The organism is Lentzea sp. HUAS TT2, from assembly GCF_051853195.1.
GTDB lineage: Bacteria > Actinomycetota > Actinomycetes > Mycobacteriales > Pseudonocardiaceae > Lentzea.
In genome coordinates this window covers 5,394,202-5,420,082 of sequence record NZ_CP196667.1, presented here as the reverse complement: position 1 = coordinate 5,420,082, position 25,881 = coordinate 5,394,202, and the positions used below count along the sequence as shown (strand labels likewise).

The following is a 25,881-nucleotide window of genomic DNA, read 5'->3' as shown; positions in this document are numbered from 1 at the left end:
TCATTGCCCCGTCGTCAGTCTGCGCCACAGGGCGTCGAGCAACCGCTGCCACGCCACCCCGTCCGGCTGGTACGCACCGGACGTGGCGAGGTAGACGGCATCCAGCAGGCGGTCTGCGGGAAGGCCGCCTTCCATGCGGCTCTTGTCGATGAACTCCCGCACCAGCCTCTCGCGGTGCTCGCCCTTCGCATCCAGGAGGTGGTTGGCCACCATGGCCGCCAACTGCTCCACGGTCGGGTCCTTGATCTCCAGCTGGAGCACGCGACGCAGGAACGCCGGCGGGAACTCCCTCTCACCGTTGCTCGTCATGACGACGATCGGGAACGCGTGGCAGCCGACCCTGCCGTCGACGACGGTCGCCGTCCCGTTGGGGTCGTTCGTGTGAACGGTGACCTCGCGCGTCTGGTTGCGCACACGGGCCAGCTCCGGAATGACGAACTCGCCGTCCTCGAAAATGCTCAGGAGGTCATTGGGAAGATCCGACTCCGACTTGTCCAGCTCGTCGATCAGAACGACGCGCGGTAATCTTCCCGGCAAGAACGCCGTGCCCAGCGGACCCAGCCGGACGAATTCGCCGATGGACACTTCTTCAGCACTACCCGACTGCGCCTGACTGGCCGCCGCCTGAACTCGGCCAATGGCGTCGTAATCGAACAACCCGGAATTCAGCGTGGTACGACTGGTGATCGACCACCTGAGCACACGGCCAAGCCTCAATTCGCGTGCTACCTTCCACGCAAGAGAAGACTTCCCGACGCCCGGCCTTCCAGTGAGAAGCAACGGCCTGCGCAAGTACAAAGCGGCGTTGACGACATCGAGTTCATGCGCGTCGACATCGGATTCAGCGAGATTGATCTTCGGCCCGAGCCGGCGGTCCGCCTCACCGTCGTCACTCACCGGGACATCGCTCTCGGGAAGCGGACCGCCGCGGAAATCGCGCCACGGGGGCGGTTGCGGAAGAAGTTCGGCGAGATCGACGTCGTGGATCTCGCGGCCGGTGCCGCGGTAGATCCACCAGTCCGGTGCATCGAGACTCGTGTGCCTGGCAGCCGTGCCGCGTTCGTTCACGCTCATTTCAGACCCCCACTCGACGACGACAGCGGTCCCCCTGGATCGATTTGCCGATGTGGATCGTCGAGCAGCACCACGAGGTCACGGACTAACTCGTCACCGGTCGCGGCCAGATGCGCCGCCCGATGGCGGTCCGGCAGCTCGGAGATGCCGCCGTCACCGGCGACGAGGCGGCCGACGAGCTCGCGCAGGTCCTCGGCGCTCGCCCGCGGATGCCAGACGACCAACGGCACACCGGCCCGCAACGCGGCGGTCAGCGCGTCGGGCCCGGCAGTCGGATCCGGATGCGCGGAAGGTGGTTCGTCCATGACCAACCCAACCCACGTGGATTCACTCAGCACGGCGTCGATCGGATTCTCCTTGGTTTCCGCTGATCCGTACGGGTGAATTCGCTGCAACAACGTGTAGTCGTCGACAGCCGAATCCCACCTCATGCGCCACAGACGGTGCCAGTGAGCGGACCGCATTCTCTCCAGAGATCTCAGCGCCAGGGGATAATCGTACAGAAGCGGCCTCGGATAGCCCGACCGGTACTCCTTGCGCCAGCCCATGATGGGCATTTGCAGCAGAGGCCGGGGCACAACGAATTCCAAGGCAACGGAAATAGCCTGCTCAGACCACACACCCTCGGCCTCGATGATCACGTCGTCGATTCGCTGTTCCAGCTCGTCCACCGCGAGCTCGCACACTCCGCCGCACAGCGGATTCCACTCCAGCGGATCATCCTGCCGCCACCACGAAAGCACGCAGCGGCTGTCGTCGATCGCGTCGAGCTCGATCACGATCATCAGATGAAGTCTCGGTTCGGCAGGAATCGGAGATCTGATCTCATGCCGTTCCTGTTGCTCGGCGGCGCGCCGCAGGTTGTGAATCTTCTGCGCGACCCACGCCGTCAGGTCGTCGGCATTCTCGCCACCGATGTCCAGAGCGAGCAGCTCCAGAAATTCGACTGCGGGAGGAATGCCGTCCGGACCGGCGTTGACGTCGGCGAGGTACAGGAACGCGTCCCAGACCGAGTGGAACCGGCGCAGCGGAATCGCCGAGCGGGTCGCCCGGCTCACGATCATCGGCAACCGCGTGGTCTCCATGCCCGACAGCAGGCCTTGCAGGACCTTCAACTCGTCATCGGGGAACAGCGCGCGCACGACGACGTCCTCGTCCGGTGCGGGCGCGGCGGCCAGGGCCTGGGTCGACGCGCTCGGCACCCAGCCCCCGCCGTGCAGCCTCAGCCAGGCATGTCCCTCGAACGACTTCGCGGAGACACCGATGCGGCGGTACGACTCCGGCGCGCTACCTGGGTCCTGCTTGATGACCTCTTCGTAGAAGTGCGAGGAGGCGATGAGGGCGACGAGCTGCTCGGATCCGATCAACTCCGCCTTCGCCTCCTCCGCGTCAAGGATTCGGAAGGCCAGGTTCACCGCATGCCCGACCCAGCCGTGCTCGTTCTTGCGGATGTCCCCGGCGTGCAACCCCACCCTGAGCTTGAACTGGGCCGCTACAACCCTGGTCGCGTTGTACCGGCGGATCTCCGCGGCCAGGCGGTCGGGCAGCTTGTCGGCGAGCTCGCTCTTCGACACCGAGGGCGACACCAGGATCAGCGCGCCGTCACCCCGGTCGTCGATGACGCAGTCGTCGAGGCCGGCGCCAGCAGCGGTGAGCGCGGTCCGCAGCACGTCGTAGAGCCCTTCCTGCACCGCGAGCTGATGCGGCACGGATCTGTCCGGGCGGGTGAACTCCGCGACATCGACCACGACGATCGTCCGGTGTTCGGTCGGTGGTGAAAGTGGCACGACCGTCCTTCCCACGACATGACGCCGGCAGCCACCGGCGAGTCGACTCGTCGTGTACCAGACCAACCGGCCGGGTTGCGCGTCTTCTGACGCACAAGCCCAGTTCCACCCCGTGGGATCTCGCACAGCAGACACTCGTGGCCCAACTACAGCAGCATTCCCTTCACACCAACGAGCAGTCGGCGAGCCTCGTCGGAATTTTCAGCCAATAGGACGAGCGGCCACCAGCGTGACCCGACGGGTGTTACCGCCTGGCCGTGCCTGAGCGTTACACCTGTCGGCCGGATTAGATCGAACGGGCCAAAGACCGCGGTCCTGTTCCGTTGAATCATTGGTACATGGGGAACGACCAGTCGTTCTGGGGGATGCTCGGCGAAACCGACCGCACGGCGTTGCTGGGCGTGGCGACCCGAGTGGTGTTCGAGTCCGGATCGGTGATCTGCCACCAGGGGGACGAGACGAGGAACGTGCTGGTCGTGTCACAGGGGCGGGTGCGGGTCAGCCGGTTCACCCTCAGCGGTGAGGAGACCGTGCTCGCCGTCCGGGGGCCGGGCGAGATCATCGGTGAGGTCGCCGCCGTCGACGGTCAGGGGCGTTCCGCGACCCTCACCGCCGTGGACGACGTGAACGGCATCGTGATCCCCGCCGTTGTGCTGAAACGACTGTGCGAGGAACATCCCCGGATCACGTGGGCGGTGCTGCGTGTTGTGGTGTCGCGTCATCGGGCCGTGGGTGAACAGCAGGACCTCAGGACTGGGACCGCGTTGCACCGTGTGGGTGCCATGCTGCTCGACCTCTCGCACCGCGGGACCAGTGACATGATCGCCACGGTGCCGCTCAGTCAGCGCGAGCTCGCCGGTATCGCCGGCATCTCCCGTGAGACATTGGTGCGGGCGTTGAAGACGTTGCGGGACGCGGGGATCATCGCCACGCGCCGCACCAGGATCGACATCCTCCGCGAGGGCGAACTGCGTTCCCTGTGCGGCATCTGACGCACACGTTCTGACCCCATGGCGCTTTCCTTGGTGCACAAGCCGCAGAGCAGTCATCAGGGGAGACATCATGAAGCGCCACACTGTGCCGGAACCCAGCTCCCGCAAGCAGATGGCGCGCGCTCGCCGCAAGCACACGGAACGGGTGCTGTTCGCCGTCGTCTTCACCGCTGTCGAACTGTGGGCCGTCGTCGCCGCCGTGGTGCTGCTCGACGACGACGGTGTGCTCGCCGTCGCGGCCTCGGTCGTGCTGTCGGCCGCGCTCATCGCCGTGTGGGACACCTGGCAGTCGGTGTTCTCCTCCGGACGGGCGTTGCGCGTGCCGTCTTCGGAGGAGGAGCCGCTGACCGAGGAGACCGAGCCGGACCAGGAGATGAAGCTGGTACGGCTTTAGAAAACCAGGTGTGGCCGCGGCGTAGGGGGGCGCGGCCACACCGCCCAGCTCAGTGCCGCAGCATCCGGCGGACAGCGGACGCGATGAGCTCCGACGGCGACCCGGTGCCGTACGGCGACGGGATCTCCTGCAGCGCCGCTCGATGCCCTTCCACGTCGTCCAGCCACGCCAGCACCGAGGAACCCACCAGCGGGCCGGGGGGAACGAGCGTGCCGAACGTGCCCTCGATCTCCGGCCGTTCGGTGCTGCGCCGCACGACCACGACGGGCCGCTTCAGCACGCTCACCTCCTCCTGGATTCCACCCGAGTCCGACACGATCACGGCGGAACCGTGTGCCAGCGCGAGGAAAGGCCGGTAGGGCTGGGGTTCGATCACCTGCAGGCCGTGCAGCAGCGACTCCAGGCCGAACGCGGTGATGCGCTGTGCGGTGCGGGGGTGCAGCGGCAGCACGACGGGCAGAGGGAGGCCGCCGAGCTCGCGCAGGACGGTCTCCAGGTTGGCCGCGTCGTCCACGTTCTCCGGGCGGTGGATCGTGGCGAGGACGTAGCGGTCGTGCTTGAGGCCCAGGTCGCCGAGGACCGCGTCCACCTCGTCGGGTGACGGCAACGCGTGCGCGAGCGCCTCTACGACGGTGTTGCCGGTGACGGCGATGCGGCTGTCCGCGACGCCCTCGGCCAGGAGGTTGTCGCGGTTCAGCGACGTCGGCGCGCAGCACAGGTCGGAGAGGTGGTCGATGAGCACCCGGTTGTGCTCTTCCGGCATCGCGCGGTCGTAGCTGCGCAGGCCCGCCTCCACGTGCACGAGCGGCACGTCGCAGGCGTTGGCGGCCAGCGCGCCGGCCAGCGCGGAGGTGGTGTCGCCCTGCACGATCACGGCGCCGGGGCGTTCGGCCGCCAGCACCTCGTCCACCGCAGAGACGGCGCGGCCCAGCTGGTCTCCCCTGCGCAGACCGCCCAGCCGCAGCTCGTGGAAGCCGCCCGGTTCCGGCACATCGCGGCGGATGAGCGAGTACATCGAGCGGTCGTAGTGCTGCCCGGTGTAGATCATCGTGCACGCGCTGCCGAAGTGTTCCACGAGCGGCGCGAGTTTGATCAGTTCCGGTCTGGTGCCGCAGACGATCGTCACGATGTTCGTTTCCCGCACCGCGGCAAGGTACTTCATCGATCTTGACGAATCCGGGCGATTCCCGCACACGTTCACTCGAAAGAGTTGCCTCGGATATCGCTCGAAAGTGTTGCGCCACAAGCGTGTCGTAGTGTCCGCGCTCATGTCCGGTCATCTGGCACTTGCGGTGTCCACTGTGCTCTACGGCCTGGGGATAGTCGCGCAGACCGTCGCCGCGCGGAGGGCGGACGAACGTCCCGGCACCGGCGTGGGACTGCTCGCCCGGCTCGCCGCGGACCGGTTGTACCTGCTGGGGTTCACCGGTCAGGTCGGCGGTTTCCTGTTCGCGTTCCTCGCTCGCGAGGACCTGCCCCTCTACCTGGTGCAGGCGGGGTCGTCGAGCGCGGTCGGCCTGGCCACCGTGATCGGCGTGCTGCTGCTCGGCTGGCGGATCCGGCGCGTCGAGATCGCGGTGCTGGTGGTGATGGCGTGCGGTCTGCTTTTGCTGACGGGTGCGGCGGCGCCGTCGACGGCCCGTGAGCTCCCGCTGGTGCCCGCCCTGGTGGTGCTGGGGTTGCTGACGCTCGCGGTGTTGCCGCTGGCGCGGACGTTCAAGGCCCTGACGCCGGTGCTCGCCGGCATCGCGTTCGCCGTGGTCGCGGTGGCCGCGCGCAACGTCGCCGGCAAGCCGCCGCTCGACCTGCTGCTGCACCCGCTGACCTGGGTGATGGTGGTGGCCGCGTTCGTCGGGCAGGCGTGCCTCGCGACGGCGTTGCAGCGCGGTTCGGCCACGTCCGCGGTGGCGTCGATGGACGCGACCACCGTGGTGATCAGCTCCGCGGCCGGGCTCGCGCTGATGGGCGACCAGATCGCGGCCGGGCGTGAGTGGTGGGTCGTGCTGGGCGTGCTGCTGGTGGTGTCCGGCGTGCTGGTGCTCGGGTCCGTCGCCAAGCCCGCGCGGGAACTGGTCTCCGCCAGAGGCGAGCTGTGAAGCCCGTCGCCAGTGTCTCGCTGGACCTCGACAACCTCTGGGCGTACCTGCGCACGCACGGCGATCCCCGGTGGGAGAGCAGGCCGAGCTTCCTGCCGTCGGCGGTGCCGCGCCTGCTGGACGTCTTCGGCGAACAACGCCTGACCACCACGGTCTTCGTCGTGGGTGCGGACGCGGAACGGGACGACGGCGCCGAGGCGGTCGCGTCGATCACCGAGGCCGGGCACGAGATCGCGAACCACTCGTTCTGGCACCAGCCCTGGCTGCACCGCTTCTCCGCCGAGGAGGTCGAGAAGGAGGTCGTGCGCGCCGAGGAGGCGATCATGGCCGCCGGTGCGCCGCGGCCTCTCGGGTTCCGCGGGCCGGGATACAGCGTCACGCCCGCGTTGCTGGATGTCCTGCAACGGCGGGGTTATCGCTACGACGCCAGCGTGCTGCCGACGTGGATCGGGCCGCTGGCCCGCGCGTACCACAACCGGACGGCGGGCTCGACGGACGGCGGGGCCGACCTGTTCGGCGGCTTCGGCAAGGTGAAGGCCCCCAACAACGCGTATCGCTGGCGGGACAACGGCTTGGTCGAGCTGCCGGTGACGACGATGCCGCTGCTGCGGGTGCCGATCCACGGCGCGTACCTGCTGCAGCTGCACCAGGTCTCGCCCCGGCTGGCTCGTGGGTACTTCCGCACGGCGTTGCGGTTGTGCTTGGCGCGCAACGTCTCCCCGTCGTTGCTGCTGCACCCGACCGACGTGCTCTCCGGGGCCGAGGCGCCGGGGATGGAGTTCTTCCCCGGCATGGCGGTGCCGGGCGCTCAGAAGGTCGAGCTGCTCGGCTGGGTGTTGTCGTTGCTGCGCAAGCACTTCGACGTGGTCGGCACCGGGGAGCACGTCGAGCGCGTCGCGGGTTCCCGGCTGCGTGAACGGGATCCGGTCGCATGTGGCTGACCCTGCTGGTGCGCGTCTTCGCCTGCGGGACGGTGGCGCTGGCCCCGCTCGAAGGGTATCTGCTGCAGGTGCACGGCCAGTCGGCCAAGATCGTGCCCGCCCTGCTGATCGGCGTGTGGCTGTTCTCCCTGTACCGGCACCGGCGGTTGCCGTCGCCGCACCCGTTGCACCTGGTGGTCGCGCTGCTGGCCGTGGTGCTGCTGGCGACCTCGGCGGTGCACGAGGCGGAGCCGTTCACGCTGGAGTACCTGGTGCGGTGGGTGCCGTTCCTGGTGATCACGGTGGTGCTCGCCGACGTGGCCGCGCGGGAGGTGCCGGTGCGCGCGCTGCTGGCGGCGACGGTCGCCGGTGCGGTCGTGGCGGCGGCCGGTGGGCTGATCAGCGTGGCCGGTGGGTCGTTGCGCGCCACCGGGCCGTTGGAGGACCCGAACGACCTGGCGTTCTTCCTCGTGGCCGCCTTGCCGTTGCTGGTGGCGCTGCCCGCCAAGGGCAAGTCGCGGGTCGTGTTGTTGTTGCTGGGCACGGTTCTGGTGGCCGGTGCCGCGGCGACCTTTTCCCGTGGTGGTGGAATCGCGCTGGCCTGTGCGCTGGTGTGGCTGATCGCCCGGCGCGGGATCCCGGTGCGTGCGGTGGTCGTGACCGCGGCCGTCACCGGGGTCGCGGCGCTGGTGTTCGCGTCGGCGGCGCAGGCGGAGCTTTCCCGTGCGTTGCAGGAGAAGAGCCACATCGCGGGCACCAACGCGGACACCAGGATGCTGCGGTGGCAGGCGGCCTCGCGGATGCTGGCGGACAACCCGGTGCTCGGCGTCGGTCCCGGCGGGTTCCGGCAGGAGTACGCGGCGGCCGGGCACAACGCGGAGATCGACGAGCAGACCCCGGTGGCGCACAACCTGTTCCTGGAAGTGGCCGCGGAGCTCGGGGTTCCCGGGTTCGCGCTGCTGGTCGCGTTCGTCGCGGTCGGGTTCGTGGCGAGCGAACGGGCGTTGCGGCGGGTGGCGGACCGGCGTGAGGCCGTGGCCGTGCAGGCGGCGTTGATCGCCGTTCTGGTCGCCTCGATCTTCCTGTCCGAGCAGTACTACCTGCCCCTGTGGTCGCTCGTCGCCCTCGCGGTCGCGATCGAACGGCGTTCTTCTTCGAAGGAGAGTCGATGCGCGTTCTCCACGTGATCAGCGAGATGGGCGCGGGCGGCGCGGAGTCGCTCGTGGCCGGCATGGCGCTCGCGGGCGGTGACGTCGGCTGGGAGTCGGCGGTGGCGAGCGGCGGCGGCTTCCGCGCCGAGTCGTTGCGTGCTGGCGGCGTACCTGTCTTCGACGTGCCGGTGGCGCGCCGCTCACCGTTGGGTGTGCTGCGCGCGGTCCGGGCGGTGCGGGTGGCCGTGCGCCGGTTCCGGCCGGATGTCTTGTTGGCGCACAACGTCTCCGCGTCTTTGGTTTCGCGCATCGCCTCTCCGCGCAGGCCTGTGGTGACGGTGTTCCACGGCGTGGCCGAGACGGACGTGGCCGGTGCCGTGCGGGTGCTGCGGCGGGTGTCGACCGTCGTCGTGACCGTTGCCTCGGCTGCGGCATCGCGGTTGTCCGACGCGGGGCTCGACTCCGTGGTCGTGATACCCAACGCCGTCTTCCCGACGGTGCCCTCGGCGGACCGCGCGACCGTGCGTGCCCGTCTGGGAACGCCGCTCGGCGTGCCCGTCGCGCTCTGCCCCGCCCGCCTGGAACCGCAGAAGCGGCACGACGTGCTTCTGGACGCGTGGGCGCAGGTGCCCGGCGACGCCGAACTGTGGCTGGCCGGCGACGGCAGCCTGCGCGCCTCGTTGGAAGCCAAGGCGCCCAGCAGGGTCCGCTTCCTGGGCACCCGGACCGACGTGCGCGACCTGCTGGAAGCGGCGGACGTCACCGTGCTCACCAGCGACTGGGAGGGCATGCCGATCGCGCTGCTGGAGTCGCTGGCGGCCGGTCGCCCAATCGTCGCGTCCGATGTGGACGGTGTGCGGGAGGTCCTGTCCGGCGGTGGCGGCGTCCTGGTGCCCCGCCGTGACCCCGCGCGGACCGCGAAGGCGTTGCGCGGCCTGCTCAACTCCCCCGCAGCGCGTTCGGTGGCGGCCTCCCACGACGGCTCGGCCGACGCGCACACCTTGATGAAGTCCTACGACGAACTGCTTCGTACCGTCCTGGAGGGACGATGAAAGCTTCACGAGCTGTACTGGAGGGCGTGCTGGCCGCCGTGTTGGTCGGCGCCGCCGTACTGCTGGCCGTGGCACTGCGCGACGGCGTGACCGAGGGCAGGCTGACCCTGCTCGCCACCCCGTCCGCACCGGACAGCGCCCAGTTCGGCGAGGTCACCTCACTCGCCGCGCCGGCCGTTGTGCAGCTGGTCCGCAGCCCGTCCGTGCTGGAGGTGGCGGCGAAGGCCGCGGGCACGACGCCGGACCGCCTGTCCGACGCCATCGCCGTCGAACTGGTGCCCGCGTCCGGCGTGGCCCGGATCTCGGTGCGCGCGGACTCGGCTGCGCACGCCTCTGCGGCCGTGACCGCGGTGGCCACGGCCGTGATCGAGGCGGACCTGCTGGCGCCCGCGGCTCGGTTCCGGCTGGTGGACCCGCAGCCCGAGACGACTCAGGTGACGCCGGACTGGCGTCTCGCTGTTGGGCTCGCCCTGGTGGCCGCGGTGATCGCCGGGGTGGCCGTGGTGGCGTTGCGTCGGTTGCGGGGCAACGTTGTTCGTGCCGCCCTCTCTTCGGCGGGGGTTACGCATCCCGTTGTTGTCGCCACAGATGACGACCCTGCGCTCGCCTCGCGTCTTGCGGCGTTGTGTGTGGCGGCGGCTCGTCCGGTTCGGGTGGTGGCGGTGAGTCCTTCGTTGGAGGAACGGGCGGAGGAGCTTGCTCGGGCGTTGCCGGACAAGGCTTCTGAGCCTGCCGATGGGTGGGCGGTGATCGCTGTCGCTTCCGGGGATCGGGCTCGGCGTGGGGATCTCGCTACGGCGTTGGCGGTGCTGCCGGCTTCGTCGGTGCTGGTGGCGGTGGTGGTGGCGTGATCGCCAGGACCGCGACGGTGAAGCGACTGTCAGACCTGCTTGAGATGATGGGAGTGGGGGCTCGCTCTCCCCTGGGGGCCGGTGAGTCCGAATCGATCCCGAAGGCAGCGGTCGCGGGCAGTCAGTCCGAGTCGGGCTCGAAGGCGGCGGGTGGGGGCGGTCGAGCCGAGTCGGCCTCCAAGGCAGCGGTCGGAGGCGACCGAGCCGAATCAGGCCCGAAAGCAACCGCCGACAAGACCCAGCCCAAGCCAACCCCGAAACCGGCCACCGAACCCGACCAACCCGAGCCACTCCCCAGGTCCACCACGCTGCTCGCAGTCGCCGGCCTAACCGCCCTGGCAGCCCTCACCGCCGTAGTGGCGATAGCCACCACCGCGGTCATCCTGGCGGTGGTGCCGGAATGATCACCACCACCAACCGGGCCGGCCTCGCCAAGACCATCACCCTCGCCCTGGTCGCCCTCGCCGGCATCCTCAGCGCCATCCGCGCCCTGCAGCCGTCGTGGGAGGTGCCGCTCCCCACCGAGGCGAACCTGCCGGAAGAACGCATGCAGGACTTCCGCGACGCGCTCTACTTCCCGATCCGCGAGTTCCTCAACGGCGGCAACCCCTACGACCCGGCGGTGATGTTCGAGCACTGGCCGGTCCGGCAGAACTTCAACCTCTACCAGCCCTACCACCTGGTGCTGCACCTGCCGTTCGCGCTGCCCGAGTACCGGGTGGGTGCGGTGGCGTTCGCGCTGGCGTGTCTGGTGTTGCTGGTCGGGCTCGCGGTCATGGCGGCGGGCAGGGCGAAGTTGCCGATGGTCGCGGGCACCGTCGTCATCAGCACGCTGCTGGTGACGAGTCAGGTCGGCAAGGCGCAGATGTACGTCGGACAGGTCAACCCGCTGATCGCGGTCGGGGCTGCCGGGGCGTTGTTGTTGCGCACCAAGAGTCCTGGGTGGGCTTCGGCGGCGTTGGCGTTGGCGTGGTTGAAGCCGCAGTTCGGGTTGCCGTTGGCGTTGCTGTTGTTCGTGCGCGGTGATCGGAAGGTCGCGCTCATGGGCACGGCGGTTGCCGCGGTGGCAAGTTTGCCCGTGGCGGCGTTGCTCGTGGTCAGGGGTGGTGGCGTCGGCGAGTTCCTTGAGGTCGTCAAGCGGAACCTCGACTGGGCCAGCAGCACCGGGTACGGCGCGGTCGACTCCATGACGGCGCAACGGGTCGACCTGCCGGCCGTGTTCTTCCGCACGACCGGGTGGTTGCCGCCCGCGGCGGAACTGGTGGCGTTGTGCGGGGTTCTCGCCGTCACGGCGGTGCTGGCGCGCAGGCTCGACCAGAGCAAGAACGGCGGTGAGGCGGCGGATCTGCTTACCTGCCTTGGTGTTGTGGTTGCGCTGGTGCATCAGCCTGGCGACGTGCTGATCGCGGTTCCCGCGATGACGGCGTTGGCTGTGGTGTGTTGGCGGCGGCGCAAGGACAGTCACTGGCGGTGGGCCGGCGTGGCGACGCTGCTGCTCCTGGTTCCGTTCGCTCACCTCTACTTCGTGAACACGGCGATCAAGAACGTCCTGGGCGCGCGGGCTGACGTGACGCTGGACGGTGCCGCGGTCGTGGCAGCCTGGCTGGTGCTCACGGTGTTCGCGGTCCGGCACGTCCGGCGCGGCGCATGACAGACGTGGCGGTGCGGGGGTCGTTGTGGCTCTTCGCGGTCAACCTGGTGAGCAAGAGCAGCCAGATCGTGGTGACCCTCGCGCTCGCCCTGTTCCTCACGGAGGCCGACCTCGGCGCGGTGGCGCTGGTCGTGTCGATCGTCAACATCGGCCAGGTCATCCAGGCGATGGGCGTCTACGACATCGTCAGCCGCACCGCCCTTGACCCGCTGCGGACCGCGGGAACCGTGCTCGTCATGAGCGTCGCGGCTGGAGCGGCGCTCACCCTGATCATCCTGGCCACCGCTGACCCGATCGCCACTGCGCTCGGTGCTCCCGAGGCCGCCGGGATGCTGCGGCTCGCGGCGCTCACCCTGCCGTTCACCGCGGCGGGCGGGGTGCAGATGGCGTTGATGCACCGCGACCTCGACTTCCGGCGCCGCATGCTCCCCGACGCGGGCGGCATGCTCATCGGCGCCGCGGTCACCGTGACGCTGGCAGCCAAGGGAACCGGGCCGACAGCACTGGTGATCGGCCTGCTGTGCACGGCCGTCGCCCAGCCGGTGCTCGCCGTCGTCGCCGGGGCGCGGATCCGTCCTGTCTGGGATCGCGAGGCGGCCGGAGAAGCTGCTAGGTGGCTGGCGGTGGTCGGGCCCGGTGCGTTGATCGCCGTGCTGCTGATCAACGTCGACTACCTCGCGATCGGGCACGTCCTCGGGCCCGAGGCGGTCGGCGGGTACAGCCTCGCCTTCCGCATCGCCTGGGTGCCCTACATCATGATCGCGGTCGTGCTGGGCGGGGTGCTGTTCCCGATCTGCGCCGAGCTGGTCCGGAATGGACGGACCGGCCGGCTTCCCGAGACCTTGCAACGGTTCACCGTCGCAACGCTTGTCATCACCGGCGGTCTGTACGTCGTCACGGCGCTGTCCGCGCACGGCATCGTGGTCCTCGGCGCGCAGTGGGCCGATGCCGCGCGAATCCTCGTCCTGTTGTGCGGCTACGGACTCGGCCTGAGCCTGCTGCACGTCTGGTACCAGGTGATCAGGGCAGCCGGGCACGCCCGCCAGTACCTCGCCCTCGAAGCCACCCACCTCATCGCCCTGCTGACGGCGCTCGCGTTCACCACCGAGCTCGGCCCGCAGGCCGTCGCGATCACCCAGCTCTCCGTGGTGTGGCTGCTGGTGCCGGTGACCTGGCTGGTCCTGACCCGCAACGGCCTCGCGTTCCCCCTCCCGCTCCGCGCCATGACCGGCGTTGCCGGGGCAGCGCTCGCCTGCCTGGCCATCAGCACTCTCCTGCCGGAGAGCAGGACCGTCGCGGGCCTCGTCACCACCGGCCTGGTCCTGCTCGCCACCTACTGCGCGATCACCCTTCCCCTGAACAAATCCGTCCTCATCGGACTGAAGGAGCGCGCGTGAAGATCGTCCACGTGACGCAGCCGGTCGAGGCCGGGGTCGCCGTCGTGGTCCTGGACCTCGTCAGGGCACAGCAACGACGAGGCTGGGACGTCAGCATCGCCTGCCCACCAGAGGGGTGGCTCGCCCGAGAAGCAACCAAAGCCGGAATCCCGTTGCACCCCTGGCGAGCAACCCGCACCCCAGGACCGCGCACCGCTCTGGAGCTCCACAACCTCCGGAAAGCCCTGAAGAAGCTCCGGCCAGACGTCGTCCACCTGCACAGCTCCAAGGCCGGTCTCGCCAGGCTCGTCCTGCGCGGCCGCACCCCGACGATCTTCCAGCCCCACCTGTGGTCGTTCCGCGTCGCCACCGGCCTGCTCAGCCGGGCCTCCCGGTTCTGGGAGGCGAAGGCGTCCCGCTGGACGACCCTGCTCCTGTGCGTCAGCGACGACGAGCTCCGAGCCGGCCGCAGCGCACGGATCACCGCACGAGCCGCGGTCGTCTGGAACGGCATCGACACGCAACGACTGACCCCCCGGCCCAAACCCCACGACACCCCCACGGCGGTGTGCGTCGGCAGACTCGCCCACCAGAAGGGCCAGGACCTGCTGCTCGAAGCGTGGCCCCACGTGCTCGAGAAGGTCCCGGACGCCGAACTCCTGATCGTCGGCGACGGCCCTATGGCGGAACAGCTCAAAGCCGAACACCACCCGAACACCCGCTGGCACGGCCACAGCACCGAGGTCGCCGCCTTCTACGCCGAGGCCGACGTCGTGGTCCTGCCCTCCCGTGCGGAAGGCATGGCACTCGTTCCGCTGGAAGCCATGGCCTGCGGACGCCCGGTCGTCGCGTTCGACGTCGAGGGCGTCCGGCACAGCCTCGGCGACGCAGGCGAGGTGGTGCGCCCAGGCGACACGAAAGCCCTGGCGCAAGCGATTGCGCTGCGGCTGGCGGACCCGGAACTGGCGGCCACCGAAGGCAAACGCGGCAGGCAACGGGCCGAGACCCTGTTCGACCGCGACCGCATGACCGACCAGATCGTGAGCCTCACGGCGCACCTGGTCACCGAGGAAGGACGACGATGACACGGATCGCCTACCTGCTCACCCAGGACAGCGGTGGCCCGGTGGACGTGACGGTGCGCCTGGCCGCCGCGCTGGCCAAGTCGGGCGACGCCGAGGTGCGCGTGTTCGGCCCGCGGCCCCGGCGCGGCGCCGAGCTGATCGACCCGTTCTTCGAAGAGACCCTGGTGACGCGCAAGGGGGACATGGTCGCCGCACGGCAGGCGCGCGCCGCCCTCAAGGCCTGGCGCCCGGACGTCGTGCACGCCCAGGACCGCCGGTCGGGACTGGTCAGCGCCGCCCTCGCGACGACCGGTACCAAGATCGTGCACACCTACCACGGCGTGCCGGACGAGGTGGCCGAGCCGTGGTTCCGCAACGTCCGCGGCGCCACCCCTCCCCCGCCCTACACCAGGGCGGTGCTGGCCGCCGACGCCGCCGTCGCCCGCGTCGTGCACCGGACCGTCGTCCCCGCCAGGGAGATGGGCAGGTTCCTGCGCGAACGTCTTTACGTGCCCCCGCATCGCATGACCCACATCGACAACTGCGTCGAGGTCGGCGCCGCGAACCCTCCCACGAAGCCCGTGCGCAGGCTCGTGTTCGTCGGGCTTCTGGTGGAACGCAAGGGTCTGCTGAACCTGCTGGACGCGCTGGAGACCACGATGCCGGAGGACGCGACGCTCACGGTCGTCGGCGACGGCCCGCAACGGCTCCAGGCGGAGGGCAGGGTCACCCGCCGGGGTCTCGGGGACAGGGTGGAGTTCCTGGGCTTCCGCGGGGACGTCCCCGAACTGCTGCTGGAGCACGACGCCCTGGTGCTGCCGTCCACAATGGAGCAGCAGCCGCTCGTCGTCGCGGAGGCCATGGCTGCGGGCAAGCCCGTCGTCGCCACGGACACCGGTGGTGTCGCGGACATGCTGGGCGTTCCCGGCGAGGACTGCCCGAAGCCCGGTGACGTGCCCGCTCTCGCCGCACGCCTGAAAGAACTGTTCGCCGACCCCGACCCCGCGAGCACCGGACATCGGCTCGCCACGAGGGCACGGGAGCGGTTCACCGCGGAGGTCTGCGCCCGCAGGCACCTCGACCTCTACCGCAAGCTCACCGCTTCGGCCCGTTGACCAGCACCACCGCGTCGGCGGACGGCAGGTCGAGCTGGAGGGGCACCGGTTCGCCCTTGAGCGTCACGAGACCCGGCGGAGGCGTGAGCAGCACGGACGTCTTCGTCGGGTTCACGGCCACCCAGCCGCCCGAGTAGCGGCGGTTCCACACCCCGCTCGGCAGGCGGTTGGCCGTCTCGACGGCCTCGCCGAGCCGGGCGTCCTGGTACAGCGACCAGTACGGGTTCCGGTAGTCCGGCTGCGCCCTGGTCCAGCACGTGTGGGGGCTCGCGAGCAACGCGGCGGAGGCGTACCCGACGCGTTCCTCCTTGTCCGAACGGGTGTGCGTGATCAGCAGCAGCCACGACTCGCCGAGTGCGGCCTGGGCGCGCTGCTCCTTGAACTGGTTGCCCTGGAACGTGATCAGCTCGCCGGTGCCGTCGTCGCCCTGCAGGCCGAAGTTCTCCTCCATCGCGCCCGAGTACCGGGAGTGCGCCGACCAGCGCCCCGGCGTCAGCTGCGACTCCGAGACGTTGGGGATCAGCATCTTCCCGGCCTTCTCCAGGGCGTCACCGGTGAGCGCGAGCATCCCGTCGAGGCCGTCGCGCAGCAGCCGGTCCGATCCCGCAGGGTCGGCCGTGCCCGCGACCACCGCGGACGAGTAGTACTTGAGCGAGCTGAAGTCGTTGTCCGCCAGCACGCCGTCCCAGCCCTCGCGCAACACCTCGCCGACGACCGCGTCCGCCCAGGCCTTCTGGTAGGCCGGGTCCCACACCGTCATCTGCCAGTGCTTCGGGTAACCGTCCCACTCGATGCGCTGCCCGAGCGTGCTGATCGCGAACCACTCCGGCCGGTCGCGCTCCGCCGCGTAATACCCGACCCCGGTGGGCAGGTACTTGGCGTCGCGGTCGCCCTCCACAGCGCCGAAGTAGTTGCGGGTGCTGGAGAAGTCCTTGTACACCAGCACCTTGATCTTGGGGTTCAGCTCGTGCAGCCGGCGCATGGACGCCGTCTCCCACGCGTTGAGCACCACGACGTCGTAGTGCTTCGCGGCGGCCCTGATCTCCCACGACGAGGGCGAGTCACCGATCGCGTACCACCACGCGCAGGGCGCCAGCGCCTTGGGCAGCGGCCCGTTGATGATCGGGTCCGACTCGGCGGCGCTGACCGCACATGCACTCGAAAGGAGTACGAGAGCGACAGCGGCGAATCGACGTATCAGCGATTTCTCCGACAACACAACTCACCCGCTGTCATCAGTAGAATCCTCAGGTCGAGCCACAACGACCAATTCGCGATGTAGTAGTTGTCGTATCGAGACCTGTCGGCGATTGAAGTGTCACCCCGCAGCCCGTGCACTTGAGCGAGCCCCGTCAAGCCGGTCGGAACGCGATGGCGAGCCCAATATAGCTCGTGAATGGAAGAAAACTCGCGAACGAAACCAGGACGCTCCGGGCGTGGCCCGACGACGCACATGTCGCCGCGCAGGACGTTCCACAGCTGGGGCAGCTCGTCGAGCGAGGTGCGGCGCAGGAACCGGCCGACCGGCCCGACCCGCGAGTCACCGACCACGGACCACTTGACCTGCGAGTCGTCCGCGCCGGTCTGCCGGACGCTGCGGATCTTGAACAGGGTGAACGTGCGGTCGTCCATGCCCACGCGGACCTGCCGGAAGAACAACGGCCGGCCGCTCTCGACGAGCACGGCGAGCGCGCACAGCCCGATCACCGGCGACAGCACGACCAGCGCGAACGCCGCCAGCAGCAGGTCGGCGGCGCGCTTGATCCACCAGGTCGGCCTGCTGGTCGGCGCGGTGCCCAGGCGCATCAGCGGGTAGCTGCGCAGCCGTTCGATGCCGGGGCCGTCCGGGTGGAGCTCGTACATCCGGGGCACGACGAGCGTCGAGCAGCCGAGCCGGTGCGCGGTGATCGCCGCGTCGACCAGCGGCGAGTCGCGGGTGTGCGAGAACGCGAGCACGACGGTGCCGGCCTTGAGCCGCACGATCGCGTCGGCCAGGTCGCCGTCGATCACGTCCAGCAGCGGCGGCTCGCGGTCCGGGTCGGGGCCGGAGTCGACGAACGCGACGGGCCGCAGCCCGAACTGCGGGTGCTCCAGCATGGTCCGCGCGAGGTTCACGCCGACCTCGCCCGCGCCGACGATGATCGTGCGGTCGCAGCGGTCGAACCTGCGGCGGCACCACCGGCCGAACGCGAACACGCACCACCGCACCGGTTCGACGACCAGCGCGAACTCGATCATCGCCCACTGCGCGGCAGCCAGGTCACCCGCGTCGGCACCGCCGAGAAGGCCCGCGCCGGACAGCAGGGCGAAGGCCAGCGCCGTGCTGGCGGCGGACCGGGGCAGGTCCTGCAGCCACGACAGCCACAGCCGCCGCCGGTAGAGCCGCCAGGTGCCCCTGATCACGAGCACCGCGGCCACGACCGCGCTGCCCCAGCCCCAGCCGAGGCCGTGCCGCACGGACACCACGACGAGCAGAACGGTGTCGGCGAGGGCGAGCAGGACCGCGACCGCGTTCACCCGGCTGAGCAGGTCCCTGCCCACCGAGGACGGCTTGAGGGGGCGCTGCGACGGCCGTCTGTGATCAGCCTCGCGCGCGGGCAGTGGGGCAGCTGGAACGGCAACCGCCGAGAATCGCCTCATTGGAAGATCATCCGATCGAAGGAGTTTTGGTCGCAGGAGCGCACGAAAGAGTGAATGAACTCTGAGAAATCATCTCTTCGGGTATCAATATTCCCTCTTCAGTGTTCCGCTCGAACGCAGTTGGTGAGGATTCGACGTTGTTCCTGCCCTGAACTCACCCAGGGCCGCCTCAAAGCTTTAGCACGCCGTGTCAATAATTCACGCCACCAACCACGAGCCACCGAAGAGGGGGCATTGAACGTGAGAGTCGACGAACACGGCATCCGGCATTCCGCCGGCGAACCGGTCGCGATCGTGCAGAAGCCGATCCGCACGTGCGGCGATGTGCACGTCGTCCTGCCCGCCTACAACGAGGCGGAGGCGCTGCCGTCACTGCTGGGGCGCATCGCCGGCACCGACCTCGCCGACCGGATCACGGTCTGGGTCGTCGACGACGGCTCGTCGGACGGCACCGGCGCCTGCGCGACCGGCGTGCGCGGGCTCGACGTCCGCCTGGTGACCCACCCGGTCAACCTCGGGCTCGGCCAGGCCGTCCAGTCAGGACTGCGCGCCGTCCTCGCGGAGGCCGCCCCCGACCACGTGCTGATCGTCATGGACGCCGACGACACCCATGACCCCGGCGTGTTCTCGAAGATGCTGACCGAGATCAAGGCCGGCGCCGACGTCGTCATCTGCTCGCGCTTCGTCTCGGGCGGCGACGACTCGACGGCGCCGCAGTGGCGCAGGCTGCTCTCGCGCGGCGCCCGCGTCGTGTTCGGCAAGATCCTGCACTTCGACGGCGTCCGCGACTTCACCAGCGGCTTCCGCGCCTACCGGGTCAGCCTGCTGCGCCGGGCCACCGCGCACTGGGGCGAGCGTCTGGTCGAGGAACGCGGGTTCGCCTGCATGGTCGAACTCCTGCTCAAGCTGCGGCACTGCGGTCCGATCGTCAGCGAGATCCCGCTGCACCTGCGCTACGACCGCAAGCCCGGCGCCAGCAAGCTCCGGCTCGGCCGCACCCTCAAACAGTACCTGCTCCTGCTCACGCGTGACCGCCTCGCGCCCGTGCCGTTCCGCAAGCTCTGATGGCCGCACGGGTCGTCGTCATCGGCGGGGGCATCTGCGGCCTCGCCACCGCGCACCGGCTGGCCCGCGAGGGCATGGCCGTGACGCTTCTCGAGGCCAGTGACCAACTCGGTGGCCTCGGCACGTTCTTCACCTCGCGGGGCCGGTCGGTGGAACGCTTCTACCACTGCGTGATGCCGACCGACGCGGCACTGCTGGCGTTGCTGGACGAGGTCGGCCTGCGCGAGAGCGTCGCCTGGAACCCGACCACGATGGGCATGATCGTCGAGGGCGAGCACCGGTCGTTCAACTCCGCGCTGGACCTGCTGCGGTTCCGGCCGCTCAGCCTCGTCAACCGGATCCGCTTCGGCGTGGTCTCGTTGCTGCTGCGCAGGCTCGGCAAGGGCAAGGACCTCGACAACCTGCGCACCGAGGACTGGTTGCGCGGCCTGTACGGCGACACCATCTGGGAGCTGATGCTCGCCCCGATGTTCGGCGCCAAGTTCGGCTCCGCGTTCGGGGACGTGCCCGCGCTGTACGTGTGGCAGCGCCTGGGCCGCGAGAGCAACGAGGCGGTGCGCGGCTACCCGGCCGGTGGCTACGAGAGCGTGATCGACGCGCTGAGGGCGTCCATCGAGGCGCACGGCGGCGAGGTCCGCACGTCGGCACCCGCGGGCAGGCTCGAGGCCTCCGCGGACCGGGTGCTCGTCACGCTGGCCGGTGGCGAGACGATCGAGGCGGACCACGCGGTCTCCACGGTCCCGCTGCCGGCGTTGCGGGCCATCGCCGATCCCGACCTCGCGCCGCGGCTGCCCGAGGTGCGGCTGCCGTACCAGGGCGTCGTCAACACGCTGTTCTTCCTGCGCAAGCCGTTGTCCGGGCACTACTGGGCGCCGGTGCTGCGCTCGGGCACGGACTTCGACGGCGTGATCGAGATGACGCCGCTGACCGGTTCGCAGCGCTACGGCGACCGGCACCTCGTGTACGTCATGCACTACACCGACCGCGAGTCCGCGCTGTACCGCGAGGACGCCGACAGCATCGCGCGCCGGTGGACCGAGCAGCTGCTGAGCATCCACAAAGGACTCACGGCCGACGACGTCGACGAGGTGCGCGTGTTCAAGGCGCCGTTCGTCGAACCGGTGTACCCGCTGGGGTACCTCGCGAAGCGACCGGCAGTCGAGGTGGCAGGCACGCGCCTGCTGCTCGCCACCACGGCCCACGTCTACCCCAACGTCACGAGCTGGAACTCGAGCGTCGAACTCTCCAACTCCGTGACGGACACGCTCCTGCGCGCCGCCAGGAGCTCCCCGACCCAGGAGAACGCCGCATGGTCAGCAGAATCGGCGCGGTGATCGCAGCACTGACGATCACCGCGGTCAACCTCGTCTCCTCACAACACGTCCAGGCCGACCCCGCGCCGCTGCTGCCGGACCTCCGCCAGGCGCCCATCGGCTGTCCCGGCGGTTTCGACGGCTCCCCGATCATGTGCGGCGACTGGGACGTGTGCCTCGTGGAGGACGCCTCGGCACCCCGGGGCAAGTGCATGTACCGCGGCGGCACCGCCCAGGCCGTCCGCCTGAGGTTCACCACCTCGATCGACAACGTGGGCGACGGCCCGTTGTTGCTGCACGCGCACCGCGACAGCACCGCCACTCCGACGATGGACGTGCGTCAGGCCATCCAGTCCGGTGTGGACGGTTCGATCGCCGGGTCGTACAACGAGGCGCGGCGCGAGACCCGTTCCAGCGCCTACTACGAACCTGCTCCCACGCACACGCACTGGCATCTGCTCAACTTCGAGTACTTCCAGCTGCGCACCCCGGACGGCGGCGTGGTCGTCACGGACCGCAAGAACGGCTTCTGCATCGGCGACCGATACACGGTCTTCGACGACCTCGCGCACCGGCCGGAGGACCCGGCGAGCCCGGCAGGTCAGCTCGCGCAGCGCCTCGACGGTCACATGTGCGAACACCACAACCCTTCCGCTGTGGACGTCATGTTCGGCATCTCGGTCGGCTCCGGTGACGACTACCGGCACGACGTCGACTTCCAGTGGCTCGACCTCACGAGCGTGAAGTCCGGTGTGTACGACGTCGTCAACGTCGTGAACGCCGACCGCGCGTTGCTGGAGAAGAACTACGACAACAACGCGTCGTCGATCGCGATCTCCATGCAGTGGCCGGACGGTGCGGTGAACCCTCCCGGCACGATCGAGGAGGCGCCGGTGGTGCGGATGATCCGCAGCTGTCCAGGTAAATCCAGGTGCGCCAGGACGTAAGGCTGAGAGGTTTCAATACAAGCCCCGAACGGGGGTGTTCAGGGGTGTTCGCGCCGCGAACGCCCCTGTTTTTTCTTTTGTACCGAGACAAACGAGCAACAAACTCTCGCATTACCACATTGCCCGCGATTAGCACAATCCTTCACTCTGCGACACCATTGTGGATCGCGCATAGCACACCCGTGCCCGCAAACACAATCACACAGGAAGACAGCATGGAGCGATCAAGTCAATAGACCGAGCGGTGCAATCTTGATCACAGCGCAGAGTGTCGCACGCAACCCCCTTGGCTCTTGACCTGGGCATGTGGCTGGTTGAGAGAATTCAGGTTGCGATTCCACCCCGTCAGGATTGCAACCGACCGGATTACCGGCCCGATCAGGAGTGCCCCATCTTGAGCGCGCCAGCCGTCTCCCTGCATGATTTCGCCATTGGACAACTACACGACCTCCTGCGAGCCGTCGGTTTAGCGAACGCGGCCGAAAGTGCGACAAAACTGCTGGGTGAGGCATTAGGTCCCGGTTCCCGGTTGCCTCTGTCCGCTGTTCCGCATTGGACCTCTTATGTGGCCGACGACCACTCCCCGGTCGAATTCTCGGTGGCTTTGGCCCAGAACGAGCGTCCGGTCGTCCGCATGATCGTCGAGTCGCTCGCGGAGCAGCCCGGCCCGCGGGCCAACCTCGCCGCCGCGCTCGGGGTGCTCGACCGGCTCGCGCAGCAGCACCGGCTGAACCTCTCGCAGTTCGACCGGGTGCGCGACCTGTTCCTGCCGGAGGACCCGCAGGGCGTGTTCGCGTTCTGGTACTCGCTGATCGTCGGGCAGGACGCACCTCCCGCGATCAAGGTCTACCTCAACCCCGACGTGCGCGGCCGTGAGAGCGCGACCTCCCTGGTCACGGAAGGACTGTCCCGGCTCGGCCTGGGTGCGGCGTTCCCCGCCGTGGCCGAGCACGCGCTGCGCCGCGACGGGCAGGACCGGTTCTCCTTCTTCGCCCTCGACCTGATGGACGAGGACCATGCCAGGGTGAAGACCTACGTGTCCCACGACGACGCGGTGACCGCGGACGTGGTGGCGGCAGCGGCGGCGGTGCCCGACGTCGACCCCGCGCTCCTGGCGGACGTCTGCGCGCTCGCCCGCGGCGGCACCGACCCGTTCTCCCAGCGGCCGCTGATGTCGAGCTACACCTTCCTGGCCGGCGACACCGAACGACCCAGCGGCTACTCGCTCTACATCCCGGTGCGGGACTACGTGCAGGACGACCTCGAGGCGTGCGAACGCGTGCTGGCGATCATGGCCAGGTGCGGGTTCGACACGGCGCCGTTCGTCATGGCGCTCGCGAGCCTCGTCCAGCGGCCGCTCGGTGACGGCGTGGGCCTGATCGCCCACGTGTCACTGCGGCTGGGCAGGCCGAAACCCGGCGTCTCGGTCTACCTGTCCTCCGAGGCGTACGACGTCACGCCGCCTCGTGCCAAAGCACTCTCTGTCTAGTGGCGCGGCCCGGCTCGTTGGCGAACGGCAACGTTCCGAGCCACACCACTATCCGCCGCACCGAGAAAGGCCCGCCGTGGAGCCGTACCGCATCAAGGTCGTCGAGCCCATTCCCATCACCACCCGCGACTACCGGGAACGCCGCTACGCCGAGGCCGGGTACAACCAGTTCAACCTCACGGCGGAAGACGTCACGATCGACCTGCTGAGCGACTCGGGCACGGGCGCGCTGTCCGCGGAGCAGCAGGCGGCCGGGATGCGCGGCGACGAGACCTACGCGGGTTCCCGGTCCTGGTTCCGGTTCCGCGAGGTGACCGAGGAGCTCACGGGGTACGAGCACATCCTGCCCGTGCACCAGGGCAGGGCGGCGGAGCGGATCCTGTTCGGCTCGCTGCTGAAGCCAGGGCAGATCTCCGTCAGCAACACGCACTTCGACACCACCCGCGCGAACGTCGAGCTGGCGGGCGGCGTGGTGCGGGACCTCCCGTCACCGGCCTTCGCGGACCTCGACAGCGACGAGCCGTTCAAGGGCAACATCGACCTCGTCGCCCTTGAAGAACTGCTGGAGGGGCCAGAGGATGTCGGCCTGGTGCTCATGACGATCACCAACAACGGCGGCGGCGGACAGCCGGTGTCGATGGCGAACCTCAAGGCCGTCAAGAAGTTGTGCCGCAGGCACGGGGTGCCGTTCATCCTCGACGCGGCCCGGTTCGCCGAGAACGCGTGGCTCGTGACGCAGCGGGAGGAGAAGTACCGCGGCCACACTCCGCGCGAGGTCGCGAAGAAGGCGTTCCGGCTGGCCGACGGGTGTGTGCTGAGCCTGAAGAAGGACGGCATCGTCCACATCGGAGGGTTGCTCGCGCTGCAGGACAAGGACCTCGCCAAGCAGTGCGAGCTGCTGCTGATCGCCACCGAGGGGTTCAGCACGTACGGCGGGCTCTCCGGCCGCGACCTCGACATGTGCGCGCAGGGCCTCGTCGAGGTCACCGACCCGCTGTACCTGCGCGAGCGGGCCGAGGCCACCGCCTACCTCGCCGACTGCGCGCGGGAGGCCGGTGTGGACAGTGTGCGGCCGACGGGCGTGCACGCGGTGTACCTCAACGCGGCCAGGCTGCTGCCGCACATCCCGCCGAGCCGGTTCACCGGTCACGCGCTCGCGTCGGAGCTCTTCCTCGCGGGCGGGATCCGGTGCGCCGAGGTGGGATCGCTCTACCTCGGGGAGATCGACCCGGCCGGCGACCTGATCACGCCCGCGCCGTTCGAACTCGTGCGGCTCGCCATCCCGCGCCGCGTGTACACCCGCAGCCACCTGGAGTACGTGGCGGAGACGCTGGCGGGCATCGCCAAGGATCCCGAGCAGGTTCCCGGCTACCGGCTCACGGAGGTGCCGCCGATCCTGCGGCCGTTCCGCTGCCGGCTGGAGCAGGTCAGACTGTAGAAACAGCTGATGCCCTTGGCGCACAACGCCAAGGGCATCACCAGAAGAAGATCAGGCCATCACGTCGAGGCGGTTCATCGCGTGCTCGATCACGCGGACCAGCACCGCCTTGCACGACTCCCGGTCGCGGGCGTCGCACAGCACCAGTGGCACGTTGGCCGCGACGTCGAGCGCCACGCGCATCTCCTCCGCCGTGTAGGAGTGGCTGCCCTGGAAGCAGTTCACCGCCACGACGAACGGGATGCGGCGCCGTTCGAAGAAGTCGATCGCGCCGAAGCCCGCGTCGAGCCTGCGGGTGTCGACCAGGACGACGGCGCCGATCGAGCCGATGGCGAGCTCGTCCCACAGGAACCAGAAGCGGTCCTGGCCGGGGGTGCCGAAGAGGTAGAGGACCAGTTCGGGGTTGATCGTGATGCGGCCGAAGTCCAGGGCGACCGTGGTCGTGGTCTTGCCCTCGACGCCGTAGAGGTCGTCGATCTCCTCGCCGGCCTCGGTGAGCAGCTCCTCGGTCCGCAGCGGGGTGATCTCGCTGACCGCGCCGACCATCGTGGTCTTGCCGACGCCGAAACCGCCGGCGACGACGATCTTGACGGACGAGGGGATGGTGAGCTCTTCTCTCCCCTGCCCGGAATCAGGCCGATCAGATTGCACGGACACCATCGAGCACCTTCTGGAGTAGGTTCATGTCGACCGGGACCACCGTGGTGGCCGGGCCGCTGGTGATGACGTCACCGCGCTGGATGAGGTCGCTCAGGAGCACCTTCACCACGACGAGCGGTGCGTGCAGGTACGCGGCGACCTCCGCGACGGAAAGCGGTTTCCGGCAGAGCTTGATGATCTCCAGGTGCTCCACCGACAGCGTGGCCTGGTCTGTTGTCGTGCGCAACGCCCTGACCTGGGTCGTGAGGGTCAGGTCCTCGCCCGCCGGCTTGGGCCGGGTGCGGCCGCTCACCATCGCGTACGGGCGGACCATGGGGCCCGCCGCCTCGTCGTACCACCAGTCGGAGGAGTTGCTCATGACAACCCGAGGGGGTTGGGCATCCTCGGTGACGCCAGTGTCCGGGGTGCGGAGGAGAGGTACGCGCCGACTCTCTTCACGAGCATGTTCATCTCGTAGGCGATCATGCCCATGTCGGCGTCCTCGTCGCCCACCACCGCGAGACAGGCGCCCTGGCCCGCCGCGGTGACGAACAGGTGCGCGCGCTCCATCTCCACGATGGTCTGCCGGACCTGGCCACCTCCGAAGTGGCGTCCGGTGCCGCGTGCGAGGCTCTGGAACGCCGACGCCATCGCCGAGAGGTGGTCGGAGTCGTCCTTGGAGAGCTCGGGAGAGTGGGCGAGCAGCAGGCCGTCCGCGGAGAGCACCACCGCGTGCCGGGCACCGACCACTCTCCCGACGAGGTCCTCCAGCAGCCAGTTGAGCTCGGGGTGCCCGCCGGTCAGGTCGTCCACGGAAATAGCCCTTT

Annotated in this window: 25 protein-coding genes; 17 read left to right on the top strand and 8 right to left on the bottom strand. The window is 69.2% G+C overall.

Features of this window, described 5'->3' with window-relative positions; all coding sequences use genetic code 11:
- Both ACSHWB_RS27020 and ACSHWB_RS27015 read right to left on the bottom strand, forming a co-directional pair.
- On the bottom strand, positions 1-1,074 hold the full coding sequence (locus ACSHWB_RS27020) for an AAA family ATPase (RefSeq protein WP_439656083.1): 1,074 nt from the start codon (positions 1,072-1,074) through the stop codon (positions 1-3).
- Positions 1,071-2,744: a hypothetical protein gene (locus tag ACSHWB_RS27015; RefSeq protein WP_439656082.1), complete on the bottom strand. Its 1,674-nt coding sequence runs from the start codon at positions 2,742-2,744 to the stop codon at positions 1,071-1,073. The genes ACSHWB_RS27020 and ACSHWB_RS27015 overlap by 4 nt, the downstream gene beginning before the upstream one ends.
- A 455-nt stretch (positions 2,745-3,199) precedes the next feature.
- On the opposite strand from ACSHWB_RS27015, the gene ACSHWB_RS27010 reads away from it, so the two are divergent.
- Positions 3,200-3,853, top strand: a complete 654-nt coding sequence (locus ACSHWB_RS27010) for a Crp/Fnr family transcriptional regulator (protein WP_439656081.1) — start codon at positions 3,200-3,202, stop codon at positions 3,851-3,853.
- Positions 3,854-3,923: 70 nt separating this feature from the next.
- Complete coding sequence (locus tag ACSHWB_RS27005; protein WP_439656080.1) at positions 3,924-4,247, top strand: hypothetical protein; 324 nt, start codon at positions 3,924-3,926, stop codon at positions 4,245-4,247.
- A gap of 49 nt (positions 4,248-4,296) precedes the next feature.
- On the opposite strand, the gene wecB is transcribed toward ACSHWB_RS27005, so the two are convergent.
- Positions 4,297-5,391 (bottom strand): non-hydrolyzing UDP-N-acetylglucosamine 2-epimerase, encoded by a 1,095-nt coding sequence (gene wecB, locus ACSHWB_RS27000; RefSeq protein WP_439656079.1) that lies wholly within the window; start codon positions 5,389-5,391, stop codon positions 4,297-4,299.
- A gap of 124 nt (positions 5,392-5,515) precedes the next feature.
- Here wecB and ACSHWB_RS26995 point away from each other — a divergent pair, with 124 nt between their 5' ends.
- From ACSHWB_RS26995 to ACSHWB_RS26950, 10 genes are read left to right on the top strand one after another with little or no spacing between them, the layout of a single operon-like run.
- Positions 5,516-6,343: a hypothetical protein gene (locus ACSHWB_RS26995; protein ID WP_439656078.1), complete on the top strand. Its 828-nt coding sequence runs from the start codon at positions 5,516-5,518 to the stop codon at positions 6,341-6,343.
- Positions 6,340-7,284, top strand: coding sequence for a polysaccharide deacetylase family protein (locus tag ACSHWB_RS26990; protein WP_439656077.1), 945 nt, complete (start codon positions 6,340-6,342; stop codon positions 7,282-7,284). Before ACSHWB_RS26995 ends, ACSHWB_RS26990 begins: the two co-directional genes overlap by 4 nt.
- A complete protein-coding gene (locus ACSHWB_RS26985) occupies positions 7,275-8,450 on the top strand; it encodes an O-antigen ligase family protein (protein WP_439656076.1) in 1,176 nt (391 codons plus the stop codon). Before ACSHWB_RS26990 ends, ACSHWB_RS26985 begins: the two co-directional genes overlap by 10 nt.
- Positions 8,432-9,466, top strand: coding sequence for a glycosyltransferase (locus ACSHWB_RS26980; RefSeq protein ID WP_439656075.1), 1,035 nt, complete (start codon positions 8,432-8,434; stop codon positions 9,464-9,466). Before ACSHWB_RS26985 ends, ACSHWB_RS26980 begins: the two co-directional genes overlap by 19 nt.
- Positions 9,463-10,317 carry a hypothetical protein gene (locus ACSHWB_RS26975; protein ID WP_439656074.1) on the top strand — a complete coding sequence of 285 codons (855 nt, stop codon included), beginning with the start codon at positions 9,463-9,465 and terminating at the stop codon, positions 10,315-10,317. The genes ACSHWB_RS26980 and ACSHWB_RS26975 overlap by 4 nt, the downstream gene beginning before the upstream one ends.
- The gene (locus ACSHWB_RS26970) at positions 10,314-10,721 is read left to right on the top strand and encodes a hypothetical protein (RefSeq protein ID WP_439656073.1); all 408 of its coding nucleotides are present in this window, start codon (positions 10,314-10,316) and stop codon (positions 10,719-10,721) included. The genes ACSHWB_RS26975 and ACSHWB_RS26970 overlap by 4 nt, the downstream gene beginning before the upstream one ends.
- On the top strand, positions 10,718-11,968 hold the full coding sequence (locus tag ACSHWB_RS26965) for a glycosyltransferase family 87 protein (protein WP_439656072.1): 1,251 nt from the start codon (positions 10,718-10,720) through the stop codon (positions 11,966-11,968). The genes ACSHWB_RS26970 and ACSHWB_RS26965 overlap by 4 nt, the downstream gene beginning before the upstream one ends.
- Entirely contained in the window at positions 11,965-13,365 is a 1,401-nt protein-coding gene (locus ACSHWB_RS26960; RefSeq protein ID WP_439656071.1) for an oligosaccharide flippase family protein, read from the top strand. The genes ACSHWB_RS26965 and ACSHWB_RS26960 overlap by 4 nt, the downstream gene beginning before the upstream one ends.
- Positions 13,362-14,429, top strand: coding sequence for a glycosyltransferase family 4 protein (locus tag ACSHWB_RS26955; RefSeq protein ID WP_439656070.1), 1,068 nt, complete (start codon positions 13,362-13,364; stop codon positions 14,427-14,429). The genes ACSHWB_RS26960 and ACSHWB_RS26955 overlap by 4 nt, the downstream gene beginning before the upstream one ends.
- Positions 14,426-15,523 carry a glycosyltransferase family 4 protein gene (locus ACSHWB_RS26950; RefSeq protein WP_439656069.1) on the top strand — a complete coding sequence of 366 codons (1,098 nt, stop codon included), beginning with the start codon at positions 14,426-14,428 and terminating at the stop codon, positions 15,521-15,523. The genes ACSHWB_RS26955 and ACSHWB_RS26950 overlap by 4 nt, the downstream gene beginning before the upstream one ends.
- Here ACSHWB_RS26950 and ACSHWB_RS26945 read toward each other — a convergent pair.
- Both ACSHWB_RS26945 and ACSHWB_RS26940 read right to left on the bottom strand, forming a co-directional pair.
- Positions 15,504-16,739, bottom strand: a complete 1,236-nt coding sequence (locus ACSHWB_RS26945) for a putative glycoside hydrolase family 15 protein (protein ID WP_439656068.1) — start codon at positions 16,737-16,739, stop codon at positions 15,504-15,506. The genes ACSHWB_RS26950 and ACSHWB_RS26945 overlap by 20 nt on opposite strands.
- Positions 16,721-18,064 (bottom strand): exopolysaccharide biosynthesis polyprenyl glycosylphosphotransferase, encoded by a 1,344-nt coding sequence (locus ACSHWB_RS26940; RefSeq protein ID WP_439656067.1) that lies wholly within the window; start codon positions 18,062-18,064, stop codon positions 16,721-16,723. The genes ACSHWB_RS26945 and ACSHWB_RS26940 overlap by 19 nt, the downstream gene beginning before the upstream one ends.
- A 339-nt stretch (positions 18,065-18,403) precedes the next feature.
- On the opposite strand from ACSHWB_RS26940, the gene ACSHWB_RS26935 reads away from it, so the two are divergent.
- The 5 genes from ACSHWB_RS26935 to ACSHWB_RS26915 all read left to right on the top strand — a co-directional run bounded on the left by ACSHWB_RS26935 (position 18,404) and on the right by ACSHWB_RS26915 (position 24,415).
- The gene (locus ACSHWB_RS26935; RefSeq protein WP_439656066.1) at positions 18,404-19,228 is read left to right on the top strand and encodes a glycosyltransferase; all 825 of its coding nucleotides are present in this window, start codon (positions 18,404-18,406) and stop codon (positions 19,226-19,228) included.
- On the top strand, positions 19,228-20,562 hold the full coding sequence (locus ACSHWB_RS26930; protein WP_439656065.1) for an NAD(P)/FAD-dependent oxidoreductase: 1,335 nt from the start codon (positions 19,228-19,230) through the stop codon (positions 20,560-20,562). The genes ACSHWB_RS26935 and ACSHWB_RS26930 overlap by 1 nt, the downstream gene beginning before the upstream one ends.
- The gene (locus ACSHWB_RS26925) at positions 20,538-21,488 is read left to right on the top strand and encodes a lysyl oxidase family protein (protein WP_439656064.1); all 951 of its coding nucleotides are present in this window, start codon (positions 20,538-20,540) and stop codon (positions 21,486-21,488) included. Before ACSHWB_RS26930 ends, ACSHWB_RS26925 begins: the two co-directional genes overlap by 25 nt.
- A gap of 304 nt (positions 21,489-21,792) precedes the next feature.
- Positions 21,793-22,977 carry a tryptophan dimethylallyltransferase family protein gene (locus tag ACSHWB_RS26920; protein ID WP_439664671.1) on the top strand — a complete coding sequence of 395 codons (1,185 nt, stop codon included), beginning with the start codon at positions 21,793-21,795 and terminating at the stop codon, positions 22,975-22,977.
- A gap of 76 nt (positions 22,978-23,053) precedes the next feature.
- On the top strand, positions 23,054-24,415 hold the full coding sequence (locus tag ACSHWB_RS26915) for a tryptophanase (RefSeq protein WP_439656063.1): 1,362 nt from the start codon (positions 23,054-23,056) through the stop codon (positions 24,413-24,415).
- Between the two features lie 51 nt (positions 24,416-24,466).
- On the opposite strand, the gene ACSHWB_RS26910 is transcribed toward ACSHWB_RS26915, so the two are convergent.
- From ACSHWB_RS26910 to ACSHWB_RS26900, 3 genes are read right to left on the bottom strand one after another with little or no spacing between them, the layout of a single operon-like run.
- The gene (locus ACSHWB_RS26910; RefSeq protein ID WP_439656062.1) at positions 24,467-25,075 is read right to left on the bottom strand and encodes a GTP-binding protein; all 609 of its coding nucleotides are present in this window, start codon (positions 25,073-25,075) and stop codon (positions 24,467-24,469) included.
- Positions 25,056-25,433, bottom strand: a complete 378-nt coding sequence (locus ACSHWB_RS26905; RefSeq protein ID WP_439656061.1) for a DUF742 domain-containing protein — start codon at positions 25,431-25,433, stop codon at positions 25,056-25,058. The genes ACSHWB_RS26910 and ACSHWB_RS26905 overlap by 20 nt, the downstream gene beginning before the upstream one ends.
- Positions 25,430-25,867 (bottom strand): roadblock/LC7 domain-containing protein, encoded by a 438-nt coding sequence (locus ACSHWB_RS26900; protein WP_439656060.1) that lies wholly within the window; start codon positions 25,865-25,867, stop codon positions 25,430-25,432. Before ACSHWB_RS26900 ends, ACSHWB_RS26905 begins: the two co-directional genes overlap by 4 nt.
- Between the last annotated feature and the right edge of the window lie 14 nt (positions 25,868-25,881).

What these genes read in the sequence shown, in the direction of transcription:
- ACSHWB_RS27020 (WP_439656083.1), bottom strand. Translation starts at nt 1,074, where the DNA reads ATGAGCGTGAACGAACGCGGCACGGCTGCCAGGCACACGAGTCTCGAT.
- ACSHWB_RS27010 (WP_439656081.1), top strand. Translation starts at nt 3,200, where the DNA reads ATGGGGAACGACCAGTCGTTCTGGGGGATGCTCGGCGAAACCGACCGC.
- ACSHWB_RS27005 (WP_439656080.1), top strand. Translation starts at nt 3,924, where the DNA reads ATGAAGCGCCACACTGTGCCGGAACCCAGCTCCCGCAAGCAGATGGCG.
- ACSHWB_RS26995 (WP_439656078.1), top strand. Translation starts at nt 5,516, where the DNA reads ATGTCCGGTCATCTGGCACTTGCGGTGTCCACTGTGCTCTACGGCCTG.
- ACSHWB_RS26985 (WP_439656076.1), top strand. Translation starts at nt 7,275, where the DNA reads ATGTGGCTGACCCTGCTGGTGCGCGTCTTCGCCTGCGGGACGGTGGCG.
- ACSHWB_RS26980 (WP_439656075.1), top strand. Translation starts at nt 8,432, where the DNA reads ATGCGCGTTCTCCACGTGATCAGCGAGATGGGCGCGGGCGGCGCGGAG.
- ACSHWB_RS26975 (WP_439656074.1), top strand. Translation starts at nt 9,463, where the DNA reads ATGAAAGCTTCACGAGCTGTACTGGAGGGCGTGCTGGCCGCCGTGTTG.
- ACSHWB_RS26965 (WP_439656072.1), top strand. Translation starts at nt 10,718, where the DNA reads ATGATCACCACCACCAACCGGGCCGGCCTCGCCAAGACCATCACCCTC.
- ACSHWB_RS26960 (WP_439656071.1), top strand. Translation starts at nt 11,965, where the DNA reads ATGACAGACGTGGCGGTGCGGGGGTCGTTGTGGCTCTTCGCGGTCAAC.
- ACSHWB_RS26950 (WP_439656069.1), top strand. Translation starts at nt 14,426, where the DNA reads ATGACACGGATCGCCTACCTGCTCACCCAGGACAGCGGTGGCCCGGTG.
- ACSHWB_RS26930 (WP_439656065.1), top strand. Translation starts at nt 19,228, where the DNA reads ATGGCCGCACGGGTCGTCGTCATCGGCGGGGGCATCTGCGGCCTCGCC.
- ACSHWB_RS26925 (WP_439656064.1), top strand. Translation starts at nt 20,538, where the DNA reads ATGGTCAGCAGAATCGGCGCGGTGATCGCAGCACTGACGATCACCGCG.
- ACSHWB_RS26920 (WP_439664671.1), top strand. Translation starts at nt 21,793, where the DNA reads ATGTGGCTGGTTGAGAGAATTCAGGTTGCGATTCCACCCCGTCAGGAT.
- ACSHWB_RS26910 (WP_439656062.1), bottom strand. Translation starts at nt 25,075, where the DNA reads ATGGTGTCCGTGCAATCTGATCGGCCTGATTCCGGGCAGGGGAGAGAA.
- ACSHWB_RS26905 (WP_439656061.1), bottom strand. Translation starts at nt 25,433, where the DNA reads ATGAGCAACTCCTCCGACTGGTGGTACGACGAGGCGGCGGGCCCCATG.